General features: G+C 67.7%; 19 protein-coding genes. 12 read left to right on the forward strand and 7 right to left on the reverse strand.

Annotation, left to right across the window (positions count from 1 at the left end):
• Positions 1 to 85 precede the first annotated feature (85 nt).
• Together ACQR3U_RS11425 and ACQR3U_RS11430 are read left to right on the forward strand one after the other, a co-directional pair.
• The gene (locus tag ACQR3U_RS11425) at positions 86 to 1306 is read left to right on the forward strand and encodes a CaiB/BaiF CoA transferase family protein (RefSeq protein WP_019290835.1); all 1221 of its coding nucleotides are present in this window, start codon (positions 86 to 88) and stop codon (positions 1304 to 1306) included.
• Between the two features lie 176 nt (positions 1307 to 1482).
• Positions 1483 to 1797, forward strand: a complete 315-nt coding sequence (locus tag ACQR3U_RS11430) for a WhiB family transcriptional regulator (RefSeq protein WP_372477595.1) — start codon at positions 1483 to 1485, stop codon at positions 1795 to 1797.
• Positions 1798 to 1802: 5 nt separating this feature from the next.
• Here the strand turns inward: ACQR3U_RS11430 and ACQR3U_RS11435 are convergent, their stop codons facing one another.
• Positions 1803 to 2495, reverse strand: coding sequence for an SDR family NAD(P)-dependent oxidoreductase (locus tag ACQR3U_RS11435; protein ID WP_230810585.1), 693 nt, complete (start codon positions 2493 to 2495; stop codon positions 1803 to 1805).
• Between the two features lie 212 nt (positions 2496 to 2707).
• Here ACQR3U_RS11435 and ACQR3U_RS11440 point away from each other — a divergent pair, with 212 nt between their 5' ends.
• The 4 genes from ACQR3U_RS11440 (at position 2708) to ACQR3U_RS11455 (ending at position 6864) form a co-directional block, all read left to right on the forward strand.
• Entirely contained in the window at positions 2708 to 3421 is a 714-nt protein-coding gene (locus tag ACQR3U_RS11440; protein WP_230810584.1) for a dienelactone hydrolase family protein, read from the forward strand.
• A gap of 129 nt (positions 3422 to 3550) precedes the next feature.
• Positions 3551 to 5485, forward strand: a complete 1935-nt coding sequence (locus ACQR3U_RS11445; RefSeq protein ID WP_230810606.1) for a 2-oxoacid:acceptor oxidoreductase subunit alpha — start codon at positions 3551 to 3553, stop codon at positions 5483 to 5485.
• Complete coding sequence (locus ACQR3U_RS11450) at positions 5482 to 6552, forward strand: 2-oxoacid:ferredoxin oxidoreductase subunit beta (protein ID WP_230810583.1); 1071 nt, start codon at positions 5482 to 5484, stop codon at positions 6550 to 6552. Before ACQR3U_RS11445 ends, ACQR3U_RS11450 begins: the two co-directional genes overlap by 4 nt.
• Positions 6553 to 6681: 129 nt before the next feature.
• Complete coding sequence (locus ACQR3U_RS11455; protein ID WP_019290838.1) at positions 6682 to 6864, forward strand: hypothetical protein; 183 nt, start codon at positions 6682 to 6684, stop codon at positions 6862 to 6864.
• A 69-nt stretch (positions 6865 to 6933) separates the two neighbouring features.
• On the opposite strand, the gene ACQR3U_RS11460 is transcribed toward ACQR3U_RS11455, so the two are convergent.
• Together ACQR3U_RS11460 and ACQR3U_RS11465 are read right to left on the reverse strand one after the other, a co-directional pair.
• Positions 6934 to 7953: a MaoC family dehydratase gene (locus ACQR3U_RS11460; protein WP_230810582.1), complete on the reverse strand. Its 1020-nt coding sequence runs from the start codon at positions 7951 to 7953 to the stop codon at positions 6934 to 6936.
• Positions 7954 to 7958: 5 nt separating this feature from the next.
• Entirely contained in the window at positions 7959 to 8834 is an 876-nt protein-coding gene (locus ACQR3U_RS11465) for an HpcH/HpaI aldolase/citrate lyase family protein (protein ID WP_230810605.1), read from the reverse strand.
• Between the two features lie 211 nt (positions 8835 to 9045).
• On the opposite strand from ACQR3U_RS11465, the gene ACQR3U_RS11470 reads away from it, so the two are divergent.
• From ACQR3U_RS11470 to ACQR3U_RS11480, 3 genes are read left to right on the forward strand one after another with little or no spacing between them, the layout of a single operon-like run.
• Positions 9046 to 10197 carry an acyl-CoA dehydrogenase family protein gene (locus ACQR3U_RS11470; protein ID WP_200358751.1) on the forward strand — a complete coding sequence of 384 codons (1152 nt, stop codon included), beginning with the start codon at positions 9046 to 9048 and terminating at the stop codon, positions 10195 to 10197.
• Between the two features lie 26 nt (positions 10198 to 10223).
• Positions 10224 to 10970 carry a GntR family transcriptional regulator gene (locus ACQR3U_RS11475; RefSeq protein ID WP_230810581.1) on the forward strand — a complete coding sequence of 249 codons (747 nt, stop codon included), beginning with the start codon at positions 10224 to 10226 and terminating at the stop codon, positions 10968 to 10970.
• 28 nt (positions 10971 to 10998) lie between these two features.
• Positions 10999 to 11451 carry a MaoC family dehydratase gene (locus tag ACQR3U_RS11480; protein ID WP_006553710.1) on the forward strand — a complete coding sequence of 151 codons (453 nt, stop codon included), beginning with the start codon at positions 10999 to 11001 and terminating at the stop codon, positions 11449 to 11451.
• Between the two features lie 3 nt (positions 11452 to 11454).
• On the opposite strand, the gene ACQR3U_RS11485 is transcribed toward ACQR3U_RS11480, so the two are convergent.
• From ACQR3U_RS11485 to ACQR3U_RS11500, 4 genes are all read right to left on the reverse strand, one after another.
• The gene (locus ACQR3U_RS11485) at positions 11455 to 12576 is read right to left on the reverse strand and encodes a PQQ-dependent sugar dehydrogenase (RefSeq protein ID WP_230810580.1); all 1122 of its coding nucleotides are present in this window, start codon (positions 12574 to 12576) and stop codon (positions 11455 to 11457) included.
• 56 nt (positions 12577 to 12632) lie between these two features.
• Entirely contained in the window at positions 12633 to 13070 is a 438-nt protein-coding gene (locus ACQR3U_RS11490) for a MaoC/PaaZ C-terminal domain-containing protein (RefSeq protein ID WP_230810579.1), read from the reverse strand.
• Positions 13067 to 13513, reverse strand: a complete 447-nt coding sequence (locus ACQR3U_RS11495; protein WP_019290845.1) for an FAS1-like dehydratase domain-containing protein — start codon at positions 13511 to 13513, stop codon at positions 13067 to 13069. The genes ACQR3U_RS11490 and ACQR3U_RS11495 overlap by 4 nt, the downstream gene beginning before the upstream one ends.
• A gap of 92 nt (positions 13514 to 13605) precedes the next feature.
• Positions 13606 to 14667, reverse strand: a complete 1062-nt coding sequence (locus tag ACQR3U_RS11500; protein ID WP_230810578.1) for a D-TA family PLP-dependent enzyme — start codon at positions 14665 to 14667, stop codon at positions 13606 to 13608.
• 71 nt (positions 14668 to 14738) lie between these two features.
• Between ACQR3U_RS11500 and ACQR3U_RS11505 the strand changes: the two genes are divergently transcribed.
• The 3 genes from ACQR3U_RS11505 to ACQR3U_RS11515 are packed head-to-tail and all read left to right on the forward strand — an operon-like array spanning position 14739 to position 18083.
• Positions 14739 to 16583 carry an N-acyl-D-amino-acid deacylase family protein gene (locus ACQR3U_RS11505; RefSeq protein ID WP_230810577.1) on the forward strand — a complete coding sequence of 615 codons (1845 nt, stop codon included), beginning with the start codon at positions 14739 to 14741 and terminating at the stop codon, positions 16581 to 16583.
• The gene (locus ACQR3U_RS11510) at positions 16580 to 17221 is read left to right on the forward strand and encodes a TetR/AcrR family transcriptional regulator (RefSeq protein ID WP_006553702.1); all 642 of its coding nucleotides are present in this window, start codon (positions 16580 to 16582) and stop codon (positions 17219 to 17221) included. Before ACQR3U_RS11505 ends, ACQR3U_RS11510 begins: the two co-directional genes overlap by 4 nt.
• Positions 17211 to 18083, forward strand: a complete 873-nt coding sequence (locus tag ACQR3U_RS11515) for an alpha/beta fold hydrolase (RefSeq protein ID WP_230810576.1) — start codon at positions 17211 to 17213, stop codon at positions 18081 to 18083. Before ACQR3U_RS11510 ends, ACQR3U_RS11515 begins: the two co-directional genes overlap by 11 nt.
• Position 18084: the final 1 nt, after the last annotated feature.

Consider the following 18084-nt stretch of genomic DNA (forward strand, 5'->3'; position numbering starts at 1 on the left):
GAGGTATTACTGAGGAGTCCGTGTTCGTCCTGGTAGACATGCAGCGACGCCGGATGGGGGAACCGCGAACGCGAAAGGACATCAGGTGACGAGCGACCGAACCGATCGGACCGAGGTGGAGGTTTCCGCCGGCCTGCCGCTGGAGGGCATCACTGTGGTGAGCCTCGAACAGGCGGTCGCCGCGCCCCTCGCGACGCGCCATCTCGCAGACCTCGGAGCCCGTGTCGTCAAGGTCGAACGCGTCGGCGACGGCGACTTCGCGCGCGCCTACGACGGTGCCGTGCACGGCCTGGCCGCACACTTCGTCTGGCTCAACCGCGGCAAGGAATCGTTCGCGGTGGATCTCAAGGCTCCCGAGGGCATCGATGCGGTGAAGGCGCTGATCCGCGGTGCGGACGTCTTCTTGCAGAATCTCGCTCCCGGCGCGGTGGAGCGTCTCGGACTCGGTGCCGACGACCTGCGTGCCGACCACCCGGAACTGGTGGTGGTCAACATGTCCGGTTACGGCACCGACGGACCGATGCGCGACCGCAAGGCCTACGACATGCTCGTGCAGTCCGAGACGGGCCTGTGCTCGATCACCGGCACGCCCGAGACTGCGGTGAAGACGGGCATCCCCACCTCGGACATCGCCGCGGGCATGTATGCGCTCACCTCCATCCAGGCGGCGCTGTTGCGCCGGCACCGCACGGGCGTCGGCGCGACGATCGACGTGTCGATGTTCGACGCGACCGCCGAATGGCTCGGTTATCCGATGTACCTGCAGATGTATCAGGGGCGGCAGGTGCCGCGGATGGGTCTGTCGCACACGTCGATCGCGCCGTACGACAAATACCCCACCTCGGACGGCGAGATCCTCATCGGCGTGCAGAACGATCGGGGCTGGCGCACGCTCACCGATGTGCTCGGCATGCCCGAACTGGGCGATGATCCGCGCTACGCCACCAATCTCGAGCGGGTGCGTCGCCGCGAGGACGTCGATGCGCTGGTCGGGCAGGCCACCAAGCAATTCACCAGTGCGGAGCTCGACGGCAAGCTCGCCGACGCCGGTGTGCCCGCCGCGCAGCTGCGGGATCTGCGCGGGCTCATCGAGCACCCCCAGCTCTCGACGCGCGATCGCTGGCGTGAGGTGCAGACCGAGGCGGGGACGGTGCGTGGCATCCTGCCGCCGATGAACTTCCGCGACGTCGAACTGCCGATGGGCGCGGTGCCGGGGCTCGGTCAGCACACCGACACGGTGCTCGCCGCTCTCGGGCTCACCGACGAGCAGATCGCGGGCCTGAAGAAGGCCGGCATCGTCGGCTGATCCGCCCCCCTGGTCCGCTCGGCCTCGTCCGCTCATCAAATGTGCGGCCATAGCGTCCGGTGCTTATAGGTATCCGAAGCGACTGGCATCGTCGATTCTGATGGATTTGTCCTGCTCAACGATTGACGATCCCCGCCGGGTACCGAAAAATGGCCGTACAAACACTCGTTCGACGAGTGCAGGTCCGCGATGACCCGATGGGCAAGGAGGCGGCGATGTACGGATCCGGCGACCGTGACTGGGTGGTCGCGGCGCGGTGCCGCGGGGTGGACACGTCGATGTTCTTCCCTCAGCCCGAGGACGGCCGTGGTGCGGTGCTCCGGGCCGAGCGGCAGGCGAAGGAGGTCTGTCGCTCCTGTCCGGTGATCGACGCGTGCCGAGTGCACGCCGTGCGCACCGGAGAGACGCACGGCGTGTGGGGCGGCATGAACTACGCCGAACGGCGAGCGTTCGAACGTGCGATGAAACTCGGTCGCCTCCAGTCGGTCTGACGCTGTCAGCCGACATTGGTGACGGGGATCAGACCACCGGTGACGGAGGCGCCCGCATCGGAGATCAGGAACTCGATGACCTTCGCGATGTCGGCCGGCTTCGACCAGCGGCTCGTGTCGGCGTCGGGCATCGCGGCGCGGTTGGCCGGGGTGTCGATGACGACGGGCAGCAGCGCGTTGACGCGGATGTGGTCGTCGCGGTACTCGAGCGCCATCGTCTCGACCAGCGCCGACAAAGCAGCCTTGGAAGCGATGTAGGGGGCGCCGCCCGGGAAGGGGTTGAGCGTCGCGGCGGTGGAGATGCAGACGATCGATCCACCGCCGCGGCGGATCAGGTGGGGCAGCGCCGCCTGGCTGACGGAATAGGCAGTGCGCAGGTTGAGATCGAGCTGGGAGTCGAGGACCTCGATCGGAGTCTCGTGCACCCGAGGTCCGGAGGTGAAGCCGCCGACAAGATTGACGACGCCGAAGAGGGGAGCGTCGGGGTCGTCGCACGCCAGGTTCAGGGCGTCCTCGAGCTGTTGCTCGTCGGAGACGTCGGCCTGGACGAGTTGGAGGTTCGGATGCGTGCCCACGCGCTCGAGCTCGTCACGGACCAGCCACGGCACCACGACCCGCCATCCGGTGTCGAGGAGATGTTTCGTCACGGCGCTGCCGAGGCCGCCGGTGCCACCACTGACCAATACGGTGCGAGCCATCTGCCGGTATCCCTTTCGAGCGAGCCGTCTGCCGTGCTCCAACCGTACGTCGGTGCGCGAGAGGAACGATACCGCAGATCGGAAATGATGTTCTTTTCTGGTGGGTGGGACGGACGGTCCCTGAGCTGCAGTGACGGGTGGATGTGCTGCCCGCTGAACGACTTCGTACGAAGATCATGACGAACAAACGACGCAAAGTGGAAGGACGGTCGATGACCGACATCGAGGCAGAATTCGTTCACATCGCAGGTCTGCGCGCCTATCTGGCCAGGCCGCTCGGCGGTGCCACCGGAGGAATGCTGCTGCTGCCCATGATCACCGGCATCGACGCCCAGGTCCGCGAGTACGCGCACGACATCGCCGGAACCGGTGTGACCGCGCTCGTCTGGGATCCCTGGCACGGACCGAGCGCCGACGACACCTCGCGCGAGGAACTCGTGGAGTTGATGCGGGGCCTCGACGACGAGAACTGCGTCGCGGAGATGGCGACCCTGCTCGACCATGCTTTCGGTGAACTGCGCCTGGAGAAGGTCGGCGTGATCGGATGGTGCCTCGGCGGACGCCTCGCCCTGATCCTCGGCGCCCGAGACACGCGGGTCGCGAATGTCGTGGCCTACCACCCGTCGATCGCGGTGCCACCCGCCCCGAACCACACGATCGACGCCGTCGAACAGGCAGGTCGCGTCGCAGCACCCGTCATGGTGCTGCACGCCGGCGCCGACACGATCATGAGCGCCGAGACCTTCGCGAACCTGCAGGCGACGCTGCAACAGCGCGAGACCGGCGCGACCATCACCCACGTCTACCCGGGCGCCGAACACGGTTTCTCCTCCCGCGACCGGCACGGCAATCCCGTCAACGCCGACGCCTACGCCGTGTCGTGGCCCCAGGCGTTGAGCTTCATCGGCGACACCGTCCGCTCCTGACGCGTTCGCTACAAAGTTGGCTTTCCGCTGCGGTGATTGCCGGCAATTGCTGTAGCAGAAAGCCGATCTTGTAGCGGATGAGCAGAATTTTCGGGAGAACCGGTTGCACATGCGCGCGTGAGGGCCACGATGGAGCGCATGGCGTCGAGCGCGAAACTCGAACAGGTCGTCATCCGCATCGCCGGCGACTCCGGCGACGGCATGCAACTCGCCGGTGACAGGTTCACCGCCGAGGCGGCGGCCTTCGGCAACGACCTTGCCACACAACCCAACTTCCCCGCCGAGATCCGCGCACCTCAGGGCACTCTTCCCGGGGTCTCGAGCTTCCAGATCCAGATCGCCGACCACGACATCCTCACCGCCGGCGACCGGCCCGACGTGCTGGTCGCGATGAACCCGGCGGCCTTCAAGGCCAACGTCGGCGACCTGCCCCGAGGCGGCACCGTCATCGTGAACAGCGACGAGTTCACCAAACGGAACCTGAGCAAGGCGGGCTACGACGCCGATCCGCTCGGCACCGACGCGGTGGAGCACCTGACCGTCCACGCCCTGCCGATGAGCACGCTCACCGCTGGAGCCGTCGAACCCGCCGGCGTCGGCAAGAAGGATGCGCAGCGCTCGAAGAACATGTTCGCGCTCGGTCTCCTGTCGTGGATGTACGGGCGGCCGATCGCGTCGGTCGAGACGTTCCTCGAGCGCAAGTTCGCGTCGAAGCCCGACATCGCGCACGCGAACGTCCTCGCCCTGCGCGCCGGCTGGAACTACGGCGAGACCACCGAGGCGTTCGCCGCAACCTACGAGGTGGCCCGCGCGGCACTGCCACCCGGGACGTACCGGCAGATCACCGGCAACACCGCCCTCGCCTACGGTCTCGTCGCGGCGGGTCGCGCGGCGGGGATGGACGTCTTCCTCGGCACCTACCCGATCACGCCGGCCTCCGACATCCTCCACGAACTGAGCAGACTCGGACGCTTCGGAGTGCACACCTTCCAAGCCGAGGACGAGATCGCGGGTATCGGCGCCGCGATCGGCGCGTCCTACGGTGGCGCGCTCGGGGTCACGAGCACGTCGGGTCCGGGAATCGCCCTGCAATCCGAGGCCATCGGTCTGGCGGTGATGACCGAACTGCCGCTGATCGTCGTCGACGTCCAGCGTGGTGGACCGTCCACGGGCCTTCCGACGAAGACCGAACAGGCCGACCTGATGCAGGCGATGTTCGGCCGCAACGGCGAATCGCCCGTCGCGATCGTCGCTCCGCAGTCACCCGCCGACTGCTTCGACGCCGCACTCGAAGCCGCGCGCATCGCCATCACCTACCGCACCCCGGTCATGCTGTTGTCCGACGGTGCGATCGCCAACGGATCCGAACCGTGGCGGATCCCCGACATCGACGACCTGCCCCGCATCGATCCGCGCTTCGCCGCGTCGCCGGGTGACGACGATCCCGGCTACCTGCCCTACGCCCGCCACGCCGACACCCTCGCGCGCGACTGGGCGATACCCGGCACCGCAGGTCGCGAGCATCGGATCGGCGGACTCGAGAAGGCCGACGGCACCGGCGACATCTCGTACCACCACACCAACCACGAGCTGATGACCCGACTGCGGGTCGCGCGGGTGGCCGGCATCGACGTCCCGGATCTCGACGTCGACGACCCCACCGGCGACGCCGAGGTGCTCGTGCTCGGCTGGGGTTCGTCGTACGGGCCGATCGGGGAGGCCGTGCGTCGCGCCCGGCGAGCGGGGCATGTCGTCGCCCGCGCGCACCTCCGGCACCTGGCGCCGATGCCGAAGAATCTCGGCGACGTGCTCGGCCGCTACCGGCGCGTGCTGGTCCCGGAGATGAACCTCGGTCAGCTGTCCTTCCTGCTGCGGTCGCGGTTCGATGCCGACATCCAGCCGGTGACGAAGGTATCCGGCATGGCGTTCCGCGCCGACGAACTCCACGACGCCATCGAAGCCGAGTTCGCCGGAACACTCGCCGACACCGAACGATCCCGGACGCCGGCCGCGGTCGCCTCGTCGACGAAACTCGACCCGACAGCAGAGAGGGCACGAGCATGACCGGACTCCTCGGCCACGATCTCGGACTCCGCCCGCACACCGACGCACTCGACGGTGTGCCCCGGACGGACGACCCGCAGAAGGCGAAGGACTTCACGTCCGACCAGGAAGTGCGGTGGTGTCCGGGTTGCGGCGACTACATCATCCTCGCGACGGTCCGCAGCCTGCTGCCCGAATTGGGTGTCCGGCGTGAGAATCTCGTGTTCGTCTCCGGTATCGGATGCTCGTCGCGCTTCCCCTACTATCTCGACACCTACGGTGTGCACTCGATCCACGGACGCGCCCCGACACTCGCGACCGGTCTGGCGGTGACGCGTCCGGATCTGTCGGTGTGGGTCGTGACCGGCGACGGCGACGCCCTGTCGATCGGCGGCAACCATCTCGTCCACGCCCTGCGTCGCAACGTGAACATGCGGATCCTGTTGTTCAACAACCGGATCTACGGCCTGACCAAGGGTCAGTACTCGCCGACCTCGGAGGTCGGCAAGGTCACCAAGTCCTCACCCGGTGGGTCGGTCGACGCGCCGTTCAACACCCTGTCGCTCGCGCTCGGCGCCGAGGCGTCCTTCGTCGCACGTGCTCTCGACTCCGATCGCGCCGGACTGACGGAGGTCCTGCGCGCGGCGGCACACCATCGCGGTGCGGCCTTCGTCGAGATCCTGCAGGACTGCCCGATCTTCAACGACGGCTCGTTCGACGTGTTGCGCAAGGACGAAGCGCCGTCGCACCTGATCCCGCTGCGGCACGGCGAACCGATCATCTTCGGCGTCGACGACGAGCGGTGCGTCGTCCGAAAGGGTTTCGGTCTGCGTGTGGCGCAACGCTCCGAGGTGGACGCCGCCGACATCGTCGTGCACGACGCGCACACCGACGACCCCGAATACGCGTACGCGCTGTCGCGGCTGTCGGACCAGGACCTTCGTTACGTCGTCACGGGGATCGTGCGGCAGGTCGGGCGGACGACCTACGACGACGCGGAGCGCGCTCGGGTGCGGACCGCGCGGGAGTCCGGCACCGCCGACCTGCAGCAGTTGCTGCGGGGCGACAACACGTGGACCGTGCCCTGATGCCCGTATCCGCTACCGTCCTGGCTATTCGCCGCCGCAATTGCTGTGGCGGATGGTCGAAGTCGTTGCGGATCGGGCATGTGTGAACAATTTGTTGACAACAACTTGCTCACGCGCCGTCCTGGGATCATGTCCGAGGAAGGTTTCACCCCACCCGATCCGCGTCGCGAACGCGCCCATCGTGAGTACGCGGGGCTGTTCCGGATCGCCGAACGGCACGGCAGCACTCCCGAACAACGGGCCAGGCAGTCGCACCCCGAGATGCTCGACCCGCTCGGCGCCATCCGTCTCGTCAAACGAGTCGACGCATAACGACGAAACCGACATTGTTCGCGATTTCCCAAACGATTTCGCGCACAACGTCGGTTTCGGCAGGGGCTGTCAGGCCATGAGTGCGGTGAACCGCCAATCCAGCACGGGCGCCGGCTCGGCACCGCCGCGGTTGCCATTCGCGGCACCGCCGCGGTGCGCGTAGACGACCGACCGCAGGTTCAGCACGCCACCGCCCTCGGCGAGGGGCTCGGCGGATTCGATGTGCAGGTCGCTGGTGAGGGTGTCGCCCTCCTGCACCGGACCGGTGTGGTCGCACGACTTCCAACCCAGCACCGTCACGAGATTCGGCAGCGCGCGCGTCGCCTGCGAGAAGGCCAGGCCGATGGTGTGGCCGCCGTACACGAGACGACCCGACGCGCCGACCCGCTCGTCGTGGTGCGTCGCCGCGATGTTGAGGCTCAGGCGCGCGAGTTCCGGTGCGCTCGAGACGACATCGCCGCTGGACTGCAGCACGGCACCGGCGAGGGACTTGTCGAAGTGCTCGCCCGGCACCTTCGACCGGTAGACATCCAGATCCCAGTCGGCGGGCGCGGACCACTGTGGTTCGTCCTGCGGTCCGATGGCCGAGAGGTCGTCGGAGTGCACGACGCGGTCGGGGTCGGGGTTCTCGCTCAGCGGCAGCATCGCGCAGCGGTAGAAATCGAGGACGGTGTTGCCGTCCTGATCGACCGTGTTCATGCGCAACGCCGCGAGACCGGTGGGCCTGCGTCCGGGCTTCGCCGAATTCTCCTTCAGTCCCACGACTTCGGTGGTGGTGTAGAGGGTGTCGCCGATGTGCGGGAAGCGGCGGAAACGCAGGCCGCGGTAGAAGAGGTTGGCCTTGACGTGGTGCGTGACGAGCGTGGACTGCCCGATCGCGATGTCGGTGACGAAACCGGCGTGCGCGACCGGCCCACCCGCGACGGCGGCCGAGAGGTGCTTGTCGAGCGGAAGACGTAGGCGGTCACCGAGAATGCTCTGGTGCGCGGCGGCGAGGCCGTCGGTGAGCGTCACGGCGGGGGCGGTGTCGAAGACCTGGCCGACGGTCAGTTCGTCGAAATAGGGTCCGCCGACGTACGAGGTGGCCATGGCGTTCAGGCTCCGATCTTCGACAGGGTGCGGCGGGCGGCGACGGCAACGGCCTCGTCGAGCATCTGCCCGTCGAGCTGGGCGGCTCCGGCACCGCGGTTCTCGGCTTCCTCGAGCGCGGCGAGAACCTTGCGGGCGGCGTCGACCTGATCGTCGGTGGGCGTGAAGGCCGCTGCGGCAGAGGTGATCTGCGCGGGGTGGATGACCCACTTGCCGTCGAATCCGAGATCGGACACCCACTGCACCGAGTGACGGAAGGCGTCGTCGTCGGCGATGCCGAGGAACGGGCCGTCGATCGCCTGGACACCCGCAGCGCGGGCGGCGTGCAGCACGCGGTCCTGCACGTAGAGCCAGTGCTCGGGCGCGGCGGTGCGGGCGCGGCCCAGGGAGGCGCCGAGGTCGGCGTAGCCGATGATCACGCCGGCAACCCGGGGCCCGGCGACGATCTCGTCGATGCGCTGCACGCCGGCGGGGGTCTCGATGAGGGCCTGCACCGGGACGGTCGAATCGCCGAGGATGCGGTCGGCCTCGACGAGGTCGTCGGCGCTCTCGACCTTGGGGATCACGATCGAGGCGAGGGCGTCGCCGAGTGCGGCGCACGTGCGCAGGTCGTCCTCGAACCAGGGCGTGCCGCGTCCGTTGATGCGCACGGAGACGGTGCGTGCGGCGCCGTGTTCGCGGACCAGGGGAGCCACGAGTTCGCGGGCGGCGTCCTTCTGGGCGGCGGTGACGGCGTCCTCGAGGTCGAGGACGACCTCGTCGACGGCGGAGGCGAGGGCCTTACCGGCTTTGCGTTCGTCGGAGCCGGGGGCGACGAGAACGGCGCGCTGGCGGAGGTGTTGCTCGGAAGACACGGGGACCTCGGGGAGTTCGGTCGGCAATGACGGCGCTAAATGTACGGCCATTGTTGGCGGTATGCCACCCCACGGAGAGGTGTGCTCATAGGAAGGTGCAGTCGTTCGTATCGTCGAAAACTCTGCAATCACGCCTTCGAATGACGGTCTTTGCGTTGACAACGTCCGAACTCGGTCCACAAAATGGCCGTACAAAGTTGCCGGGTCCGTGTGGCCCGTCCCCAACGAAGGATGCCCCGTGACCTACCTGAACGACGAAGAGACTTTTCTGGTCGAGACCGTCCGCGACTTCATCGATCGGGAGGTCAAGCCGTCGGTGCAGGAGGTCGAGCACGCCAACGAGTACCCCGAGAAGTGGATCGAGCAGATGAAGCAGATCGGCATCTACGGGCTCGCCGTGCCCGAGGAGTACGGCGGCTCGCCGGTGTCGATGCCCTGCTACGTCCAGGTCACCGAGGAACTCGCCCGCGGATGGATGTCGTTGTCGGGTGCGATGGGCGGGCACACCGTCGTCGCCAAGCTGCTGACCCTGTTCGGCACCGAGGAGCAGAAGAGCAAGTATCTGCCCAAGCTCGCCACCGGTGAGATCCGGGCGACGATGGCGCTGACCGAGCCCGGCGGCGGCTCCGACCTGCAAGCGATGACGACGACCGCCAAGCGTGACGGCGACGAGCTGGTCATCAACGGTGCCAAGACGTGGATCACCAACGCGCGTCGCTCGGGGCTGATCGCGCTGCTGTGCAAGACCGACCCCACCGCGCAGCCGCGCCACAAGGGCATCTCCGTCGTGCTCGTCGAGCACGGCCCGGGCCTGACCGTCTCACGCGACCTGCCCAAGCTGGGTTACAAGGGCGTCGAGTCGTGCGAGCTGAGCTTCGATGGCTACCGCATCTCCGTCGACGCGATCCTCGGCGGCGAGCCCGGCAAGGGCTTCGCCCACATGATGAAGGGCCTCGAGACCGGCCGTCTGCAGGTCGCCTCCCGCGCCCTCGGTGTCGCGACCGCTGCACTCGAGGATTCCCTCGCCTACGCGCAGCAGCGCGAGAGCTTCGGTCAGCCGATCTGGAAGCACCAGTCCATCGGCAACTACCTGGCGGAGATGGCCACCAAGCTCACCGCCGCCCGGCAGCTGGCGCGCTACGCGGCGGAGAAGTACGACAGCGGCGAGCGCTGCGACATGGAAGCCGGTATGGCCAAGCTGTACTGCTCGGAGATCGCGATGGAGATCGCCCTGAACGCGGTGCGCATCCACGGCGGCTACGGCTACTCCACCGAGTACGACGTCGAGCGCTACTTCCGCGACGCGCCGCTGATGATCGTCGGCGAGGGCACCAACGAGATCCAGCGCAACGTCATCGCGAGCCAGCTCGTAGCACGCGGCGGACTGTGACGACCGGCCGCTAGGATCGGTCCGTCATGGACTACAAGGTGCGGGAAACGGAACCGGCCTACGCGCAACTCGCGCGCCAGCTCCGGGAGGCCGTCGAGGCGGGACGGTACAGCGACGGCACGCGCCTGCCCACCGAGGCCGAACTCGCCGAGGAACACGGCGTGAGCCGGCAGACGGTGCGTCGCGCCTTCCAGGATCTCGTGGCCGACGGCATCGTCTACCGCGTTCCCGGCCGCGGCACCTTCGCGAACGAGTCGGGCCGGCGCTACCGGCCCCAGCTCGGCTCGATCGAGGATCTGCTCGCGTTGTCGGCCGACACGGTCATGCAGATCGTCTCGCCGCTGCGACGCGGAGTCGACATCGACGCCGCGAGCCGGCTGCGTCTCGACACCGACGTGCTGTACACGGCGGTATTCAAGCGCCTGCACGACGGAATCCCCTTCGTACTCACCATGGTTCACCTGCCCGAACCCGTCGCCGCGCACGTACTCGACTCGCCGGAGCTCCAAGCGGGTGCGTCCAGCCGGAACACGATGATCGGGCTGCTCGAACCGCATCTCGACAGTCCCATCGTCGAAGCCGCACAGTCCATCACGGTCGCGCTCGCCACCGAACAGGTGGCGACCGAACTGAATTGTGAAGTAGGACATCCCTTGCTGCGCGTCGACCGGTTGTACTCGAACGACGATGGCGTGCCCACCGAGTTGTCGGTGAGTTACTTTCTGCCCGAGCACTACACCTATCGCGTCACCCTCAGGCGAGCCGGTCTCTGACCGTCGCCGCACATCGACAGGAGCAACAATGCGGGTTCTCAACGGAATCGACGAGGTCGAGAAGGCCGTCGGCGAGCACCTCGGCTACAGCGACTGGCTCGAGATCGACCAGAAGCGCATCGATCTGTTCGCCGAGGCCACCGGTGATCACCAGTGGATCCACGTCGACCCCGAGCGTGCGAAGGACGGCCCGTACGGCAAGACCATCGCCCACGGTTACCTGACCCTGTCGCTGCTGCCGGTGCTCGGCACCCAGATCTTTTCCCTCGAGGGCCTGAAGATGAAGGTCAACTACGGCAGCAACAAGGTTCGCTATCCCGCGCCGGTCCCCGTCGGCTCGCGGATCCGTGCCGGCGCCGAGTTCACATCGCTCGAGCGCACCGCCAAGGGTGCGAACCTCGTCGTCGGATACACCATCGAGATCGAGGGTGGAGAGCGCCCGGCGCTGGTCGCCGAGACGGTGGTCGTTCTCGTCCCCTGATCGTCAGGAGATCTCGATCCGGAGGATGCGGTCGTCGTCGTCGGCCGGGCTGCCGCGACCGTCCCGATTGGACGTCGTCAGCCACAGTGAGCCGTCCGGCGCGGCGACGACGGTCCGCAATCGTCCGTACTCGCCGACGAAGAAGTCGGTCGCGGTGACTGCGGTGTCCTGCACATCAGTATCCGGGATATCGATGCGCCAGAGGCGTTCTCCGCGCAGGCCTGCCATCCACAGGCTGCCGTCGAACCATGCCAGTCCCGATGGCGACGCCTGCGAGACCGGCCAGGTGAGGACCGGATCGACGAATTCGCCGGAGCCCCCGGCCCCTTCGGTCACGGGCCAGCCGTAGTTCGCACCGGCCGTCACGAGATTCAGCTCGTCGACGTCGTTCTGCCCGAACTCCGACGCCCACAACCGTCCCCGGCCGTCGAATGCGAGTCCCTGCACGTTGCGGTGACCGAGCGAGTACACCGGCGACGCCGGATCTGGGTTGTCGGGCGCGGGTTCGCCGTCGCCGGTGATGCGAAGAATCTTGCCGCCGAGTGATTCCGGATCCTGGGCGAGTTCGCGCTCGCCCGCCTCGCCGGTCGCGACGTACAGCATCCCGTCGGGACCGAAGATCATCCGCCCGCCGTCGTGGATCCGTCCGGCCGGGATACCGTCGAGGATCACCTCCGGTTCGGCGAGCGTGGTGCCGTCGAAAACGGCTCGGAGTACCCGGTTGTCGCTGCCGGTTGTCACGTACAGGTACACGAAGCGGTCGGTGTCGAAGGTCGGCGACACCGCGATTCCCAGCAGTCCCGATTCGCCCTGCGCGAGGGTCTCTCCGACGCGACCGACCTCGCGGACCTCGCCGTCGGTGATCTCGACGATCCGGCCGGTGTTGCGCTCGGTCACCAGTGCAGAACCACCGGGAAGAAAAGCAACTCCCCACGGAGCGTCGAGACCGGACGCGACGGTGCCGGTCACGCGCGGAGTACCCGTCCCGGGCGTCGAGGGCTCGGTGACGGTACGGCTCACCCGGGCGGTGCCCTCGTCGACGGACGGACTCGACGGGGACGCACATGCCCCGAGGTACACGGCTGTTGCTGCGGCGGCCAAGCCGGCGAGAAGTGTCCGCGACATGGGTCGATCCTCTCTTACCGAGGTCCGTTCCGTCGGCGAATTCCCGGCGCTCGGAGTCAGGACGAGAACGCGAGCCGGACCTGGGTCTTGCCGAGCACCCGCCGGTCGTCGACGGATACGGTGATATCGATCCGTGCGGTGCGCTCCGCCTCGTCGAGGTGGCCGACCTTCGCAGACACCGACAGGACGGCACCGTACATCGGGTCGACCACAACGGGTCGCGTGAACCGTGTCTCGTAGGAGACGACCACGGTGGGATCGCCGAGCCGTTCCGTGAGGGTCTGCAGGGCGAGGGCTGCGGTGAGCATTCCCTGGCAGAGCACGCCGGGGAGCCCTTCGCCGGCCGCGACGACGTCGTCGTAGTGGATCGGGTTGAAGTCGCCCGAGGCACCGGCGTAGCGGACCAGATCGCTGCGGGTCACCGTCAGTTCGGTCTTCGCGATGACCGCACCGACCTCGAGTTCGTCGAATCGTAGTGCGGTGCCGAGTGTCATGCGTCGTCTCCTCGGTGAAGCAGTGTCGAAGTGACTACCGCGACCAGATCGTCCGTGTCGTCCCGGATCTCGCAGATCGTGGACAGGATGTGGTTGCCGGCGCGTTCGGTGACCTCCGTGATGGTGAGCGTCGCGGTCAAATCGTCGCCGGCCACGATCGGGCGCCGGTGCTCGACCTTCTCCGACCCGTGCACCACCCGGTGCAGCTCGAGACCGGTACCCGGCGTCTCCAGAAGCTGTGTCACCGACGGACTCTGGACGACGGTGGTGAAGGTCGTAGGAGCCACGACATCAGGGAAGCCGGCGGCCCGGGCTGCCTCCGGGTCGAGATGGATCGGATGCGTCGATCGGACGGCGCGGGCGAATTCCCGGATCTTCTCCCGGCCGACGAGATAGGACGTCGGCGGAAAGATGCGTCCGGCAAGGTCGGGGTTCAGCGGCATCAACGCAGCGTAGCGACGTGCGGGGAGGATCGGTGTCGTGTTCGTGACCTACACGCCGAATTCGAGGTGATCGTGTGGGGACCGTCTCGGGATCACGTGTTGCACCCTCGTGCCGCGACCTTCCATCGCTCGACTACCGCGTCGCCGGAGACCATGATCAACTCGTCCGCGAGGTTCACGGCATTGCACACGTGGTTGGGGATCACCCGCATCCTGTCGCCGAGTTGTGGGCGGGTTGATGCCTCCGGCCACTGCACCGTCGCGTGATGCTCCGACAGTGCGGTGATGCGCGCGTCCGGTTCCCCGAGGATGCGTCCGTACCCCGTGGCCCACGCGGCTCGATCGGCGCCGAGCACCTTGGAACCGGCATCGAGCACGATCACCTCGTCGCGAGCGGAAACGACGGTCGCCAGGGCGGTCAGCGCGATGTCGGATTCGCTCACCGCGCCGAGTTCGAGTTGCTGCGCATCACCGAAGACGTACACGCCGGGACGCAACTCGGTTGCAACCGTGGGCACGTCGAGATGTGCCGTGGGGGAGGAACCCCCACTGATCACGGTCGGCTCGATCCCCGCTGCTCGTAGCGACGCCGCTGCTGCCGCCAGTGCGTCGACTTCCTCCCGTGCTGCGCTGTCGGGCGCGTCGGGTGCGTACGAGTGGCCGGGGAAGGTGAAGACGCCGCGCACGTCGAGGCCCGCCTCGCGGGCCGCCGACGCCACGGTTCCGGCCTGTTCGGGCAACACGCCGGTGCGGTGGTGCCCGCTGTCGATCTCGACGAGCACCCCGATCGCGGTGCCGGCGTGCTCGACGAATTGCCGGGCTCCGGTCGCGGAATCGATCCCGACCGTCAGGCGCACCCGGTCGGTCAACGCGCGCAGCCGTGCACCGCGGGCAGCGTCGACCCACAGCGGGTACGCGACGAACAGGTCGTCGAAACCCTCGTCGGCGAAGACTTCGGCTTCGGAGACGGTCGCGACCGTCAGGCCGCGGGCTCCCGCACCGAGCTGGCGTCGTCCGATCTCGGAGCACTTGTGCGTCTTCGCGTGGGGTCGCAGCGACAGGCCTCGTGAGGCGGCGGACTGCGCCATCCGCGCGATGTTGCGGTCGAGGATGTCGCGGTCGACGAGCAGTGCCGGGGTGGTGTCGAGGTCCATGGCCGAACCGTAGACCGTCGGAACCGGGAATTTAGAGAGTGCGCGGCCTCTTTTTCATGTACCCTCGCGCCATGAGTGGTGTGGATCACAATTATGGGGATTTCGACGTCATCGTCCGAGGTGGTCTCTGGTTCGACGGGACGGGCGCACCCGGCGTCGTCCGCAACCTCGGTATCCGCGACGGACTCGTCGTCACCGCGACCTCCGACGACCTTCCTGCCGGCCCGAACACCGAGGTCGTCGACGCGCACGGCCGCTGGGTGATGCCGGGCTTCGTCGACACCCACACCCACTACGACGCCGAAGTGCTCGTGGGTCCGGGTCTGTCCGAGTCGGTGCGGCACGGCGTCACGACCGTGCTCATGGGCAACTGCTCGATCTCGACGGTCTTCGTGCCGCCGGTCGACGCTGCCGACCTGTTCGGTCGCGTCGAAGCACTCCCGCGCGAGCACGTCCTCTCGGCCCTCGAGAAGTCCAAGACCTGGAGCACGCCCCGCGAATACATCGAGGCGCTGAACAAGCTTCCGCTCGGCCCGAACGTGACGGCCTTCGTGGGACATTCGGACGTCCGCGCGTCGGTGATGGGGCTCGGACGCTCTACCGAGTCGGCGAACCGACCGAGCCGGGCCGAACTCGCCGAGATCGACGCCCGCATCGAGGACGCCCTCGACGCGGGCTTCCTCGGCGTGTCGACGATGACGAACCCGTGGGACAAGATGGACGGCGACCGCTATCGCTCGCGCACCCTGCCGTCGACCCACGCGTCGTGGTCGAAATTCCGCCGCCTGCACAAGATCCTGCGCCGACGCGGTCGCACCCTGCAGGCCGTGCCGAACCTCAACACCAAGTACGACGTCGTGTTCTTCGCCCTCGCCGGCACGGGCATCGGGCGCAAGCCGATGAAGACGTCGGTGCTCGCAGCGGCCGACACGAAGGCCGAACGGTGGGTCAACCGCATCTTCGGTCCGATTGCATTCGCGGCCAACCGGATCGGCAAGGGTGCCTTCCGCTGGCAACACCTGCCCACGACCTTCGAGGTGTACTCCGACGGCATCGACCTCGTCGTCTTCGAGGAATTCGGATCAGGCCGTGCCGCACTGCATCTGCAGGACGAACTCGTCCGCAACGACCTGCTGCGCGACGAGGCCTACCGCCGCTGGTTCCGGCAGGACTTCGAGAAGAAGTTCTCACCGCGCGTGTGGCACCGCGATTTCGACGACACCCGGATCGTCGAATGTCCCGACGCCTCGCTCGTCGGCCGGTCGATCGGCGACGTCGCGCGCGAGAGGAAGCTGCATCCTGTCGACACCTTCCTCGACCTCGTCGTCGAGTACGGCAGGAAGTTCCGGTGGCACACCGTGATCGCCAACGACCGAAGCAAGGTCGCCGACCGGCTCATCCGCACGCCCGGCGTCACCGTCGGGTTCTCGGACGCCGGCGCCCACCTGCGGAACATGGCCTTCTACAACTTCGCGATCTGCCTGCTCCGCCGCGTCCACGACGCCGAGAAGAAGAGCGTCCACGACGCCGAGAAGGCGGGCAGGCCGTTCCTCACGCTGCCCGAAGCCGTCCACAAGCTCACCGGCGAACTCGGCGACTTCTACGGAATCGACGCCGGCCACCTGCGGGTGGGCGACCGCGCCGACTTCGTCGTGGTCGATCCTGCCGGACTGAACGCCGACGTCGATGCCTATCACGAGTCGCCGCTCGAGGAGTTCGGCGGAATCCGCCGCATGGTCAACCGCAACGACCGCGCGGTGACGGCGACGGCGGTCGCCGGCCGGGTGGTCTTCCGCGACGGCGAGTTCGTGCCCGGTTACGGACATACCGTCGGCACCGGCCGGTTCCTGCGCGCCGGGGTGGAGGAACGCGGACCCGCGCCGATGCGCATCTCGGCGGGTGAGCCCGTCGCGTGAGTGCATCCGTAGTACGCCGTACCCAGCAGGAGCGCAGGGAGGAGACGATCGGCCGCATCCTCGACGCGACCATCACTGCCCTCGCCGAGCTCGGTTGTACCGCGACCACGATCGGTGAGGTGTGCCGGCGCTCGGGGGTGTCGTCGGGTGGGGTGTTCCGGCACTTCCCCACGCGACTCGACCTGATGATCGCGGCGGCCGACGCCGTCCGGGAACGCCAGTTCGCGAACTTCGAAGCGGGTCTCGCGGCGCTCGGTGACGAGCACGCGGACATCTCCGAGTCGCTGCGGGTGTGCCTCGAACTGCTGCGCACCGCCTGCCGGGCCCCGATGAACGCAGCCTGGTACGAACTGCTCGGCGCGGCGCGCACCGACCCGGCGTTGCGGGAGCATCTAACGCCGATGGCCGAGCGCTACCACGCCCAGATCGTCGATCTCGGCAGGTCGCTGCCTGTCGCGGCACGGTTCCCGGCCGACGTCTTCGACACCCTCCTGCTGTCGCTCGTGCACATGTTCGACGGCGAAGCGCTGGCGTCGACGGTGCATCCGCAGCCGGAACTCGAGGTGCGACGGATCGAACTGATGGCCCGGATGTTGGCGCTCGTCACATCTGACATAAGTTCGAATAATGAGCAATAGTGGATCTGCTCCTCAGTGGTTCGTCGACGCCCTGGCCACACCCGCCGAGACCGGGACGGTCGAGGCAGCCGGTGCGACCATCGCCTACCGGGCGTGGGGCGAATCCGGTCTGCCGGGCATCGTGCTGGTCCACGGCGGCATGGCGCATTCGGGGTGGTGGGACCACATCGGCCCGCAGCTTGCCGCCGGACGTCGTGTCGTCGCGCTCGATCTGAGCGGTCACGGCGACAGTGACCACCGCGAGCACTACACCCTGGAAGCGTGGTCCGCGGAGGTCGTCGCTGCGGCCCGCGCCGGCGGTATCAGCGGTCCACCGGTCCTCATCGGTCACAGCATGGGCGGGATCGTCTCGTTCGCCGCCTCACATCTCCACGGCGACGAACTCGCCGGTGTGGTGATCATCGATTCGCCGATCCGCGACATGACGCCCGAGGAACTCGAGATGCGCGCGAAGGCCGTCGCGAACGCCGGACCGCCGAAGGTGTACGCCGCGGCGGAGGACGCCGTCGCCCGGTTCCGCCTCGTGCCGCCGCAGGACGACGCCGAACCCTACGTGCTCGAGCGCATCGCCCGCGGATCGCTGAAGCAGGTCGACGGCGGCTGGTCGTGGAAATTCGACAATCTCCGCATGGGACGTGAGGGGCGCCGTAGCCTCGAGGCGATGAGTCCGGGATGCGCCGTCGCCTACTTCCGCTGCGAACGCGGCATCATCGACGACGCGCTCTACGGGCGGATGGTCGACAATCTGGGTCCTGATGCGTTGTTGATCGATCTTCCGGCCTCGGGCCACCATCCGATGATCGATCAGCCGCTGGCCGTCGTCGCCGCAGCCCGGACGCTGCTGGCAGCCTGGGGGAGATGAC

It is taken from the genome of Rhodococcus sp. IEGM1339 (genome assembly GCF_050321925.1).
Classification (GTDB): Bacteria; Actinomycetota; Actinomycetes; order Mycobacteriales; family Mycobacteriaceae; genus Rhodococcus; species Rhodococcus pyridinivorans.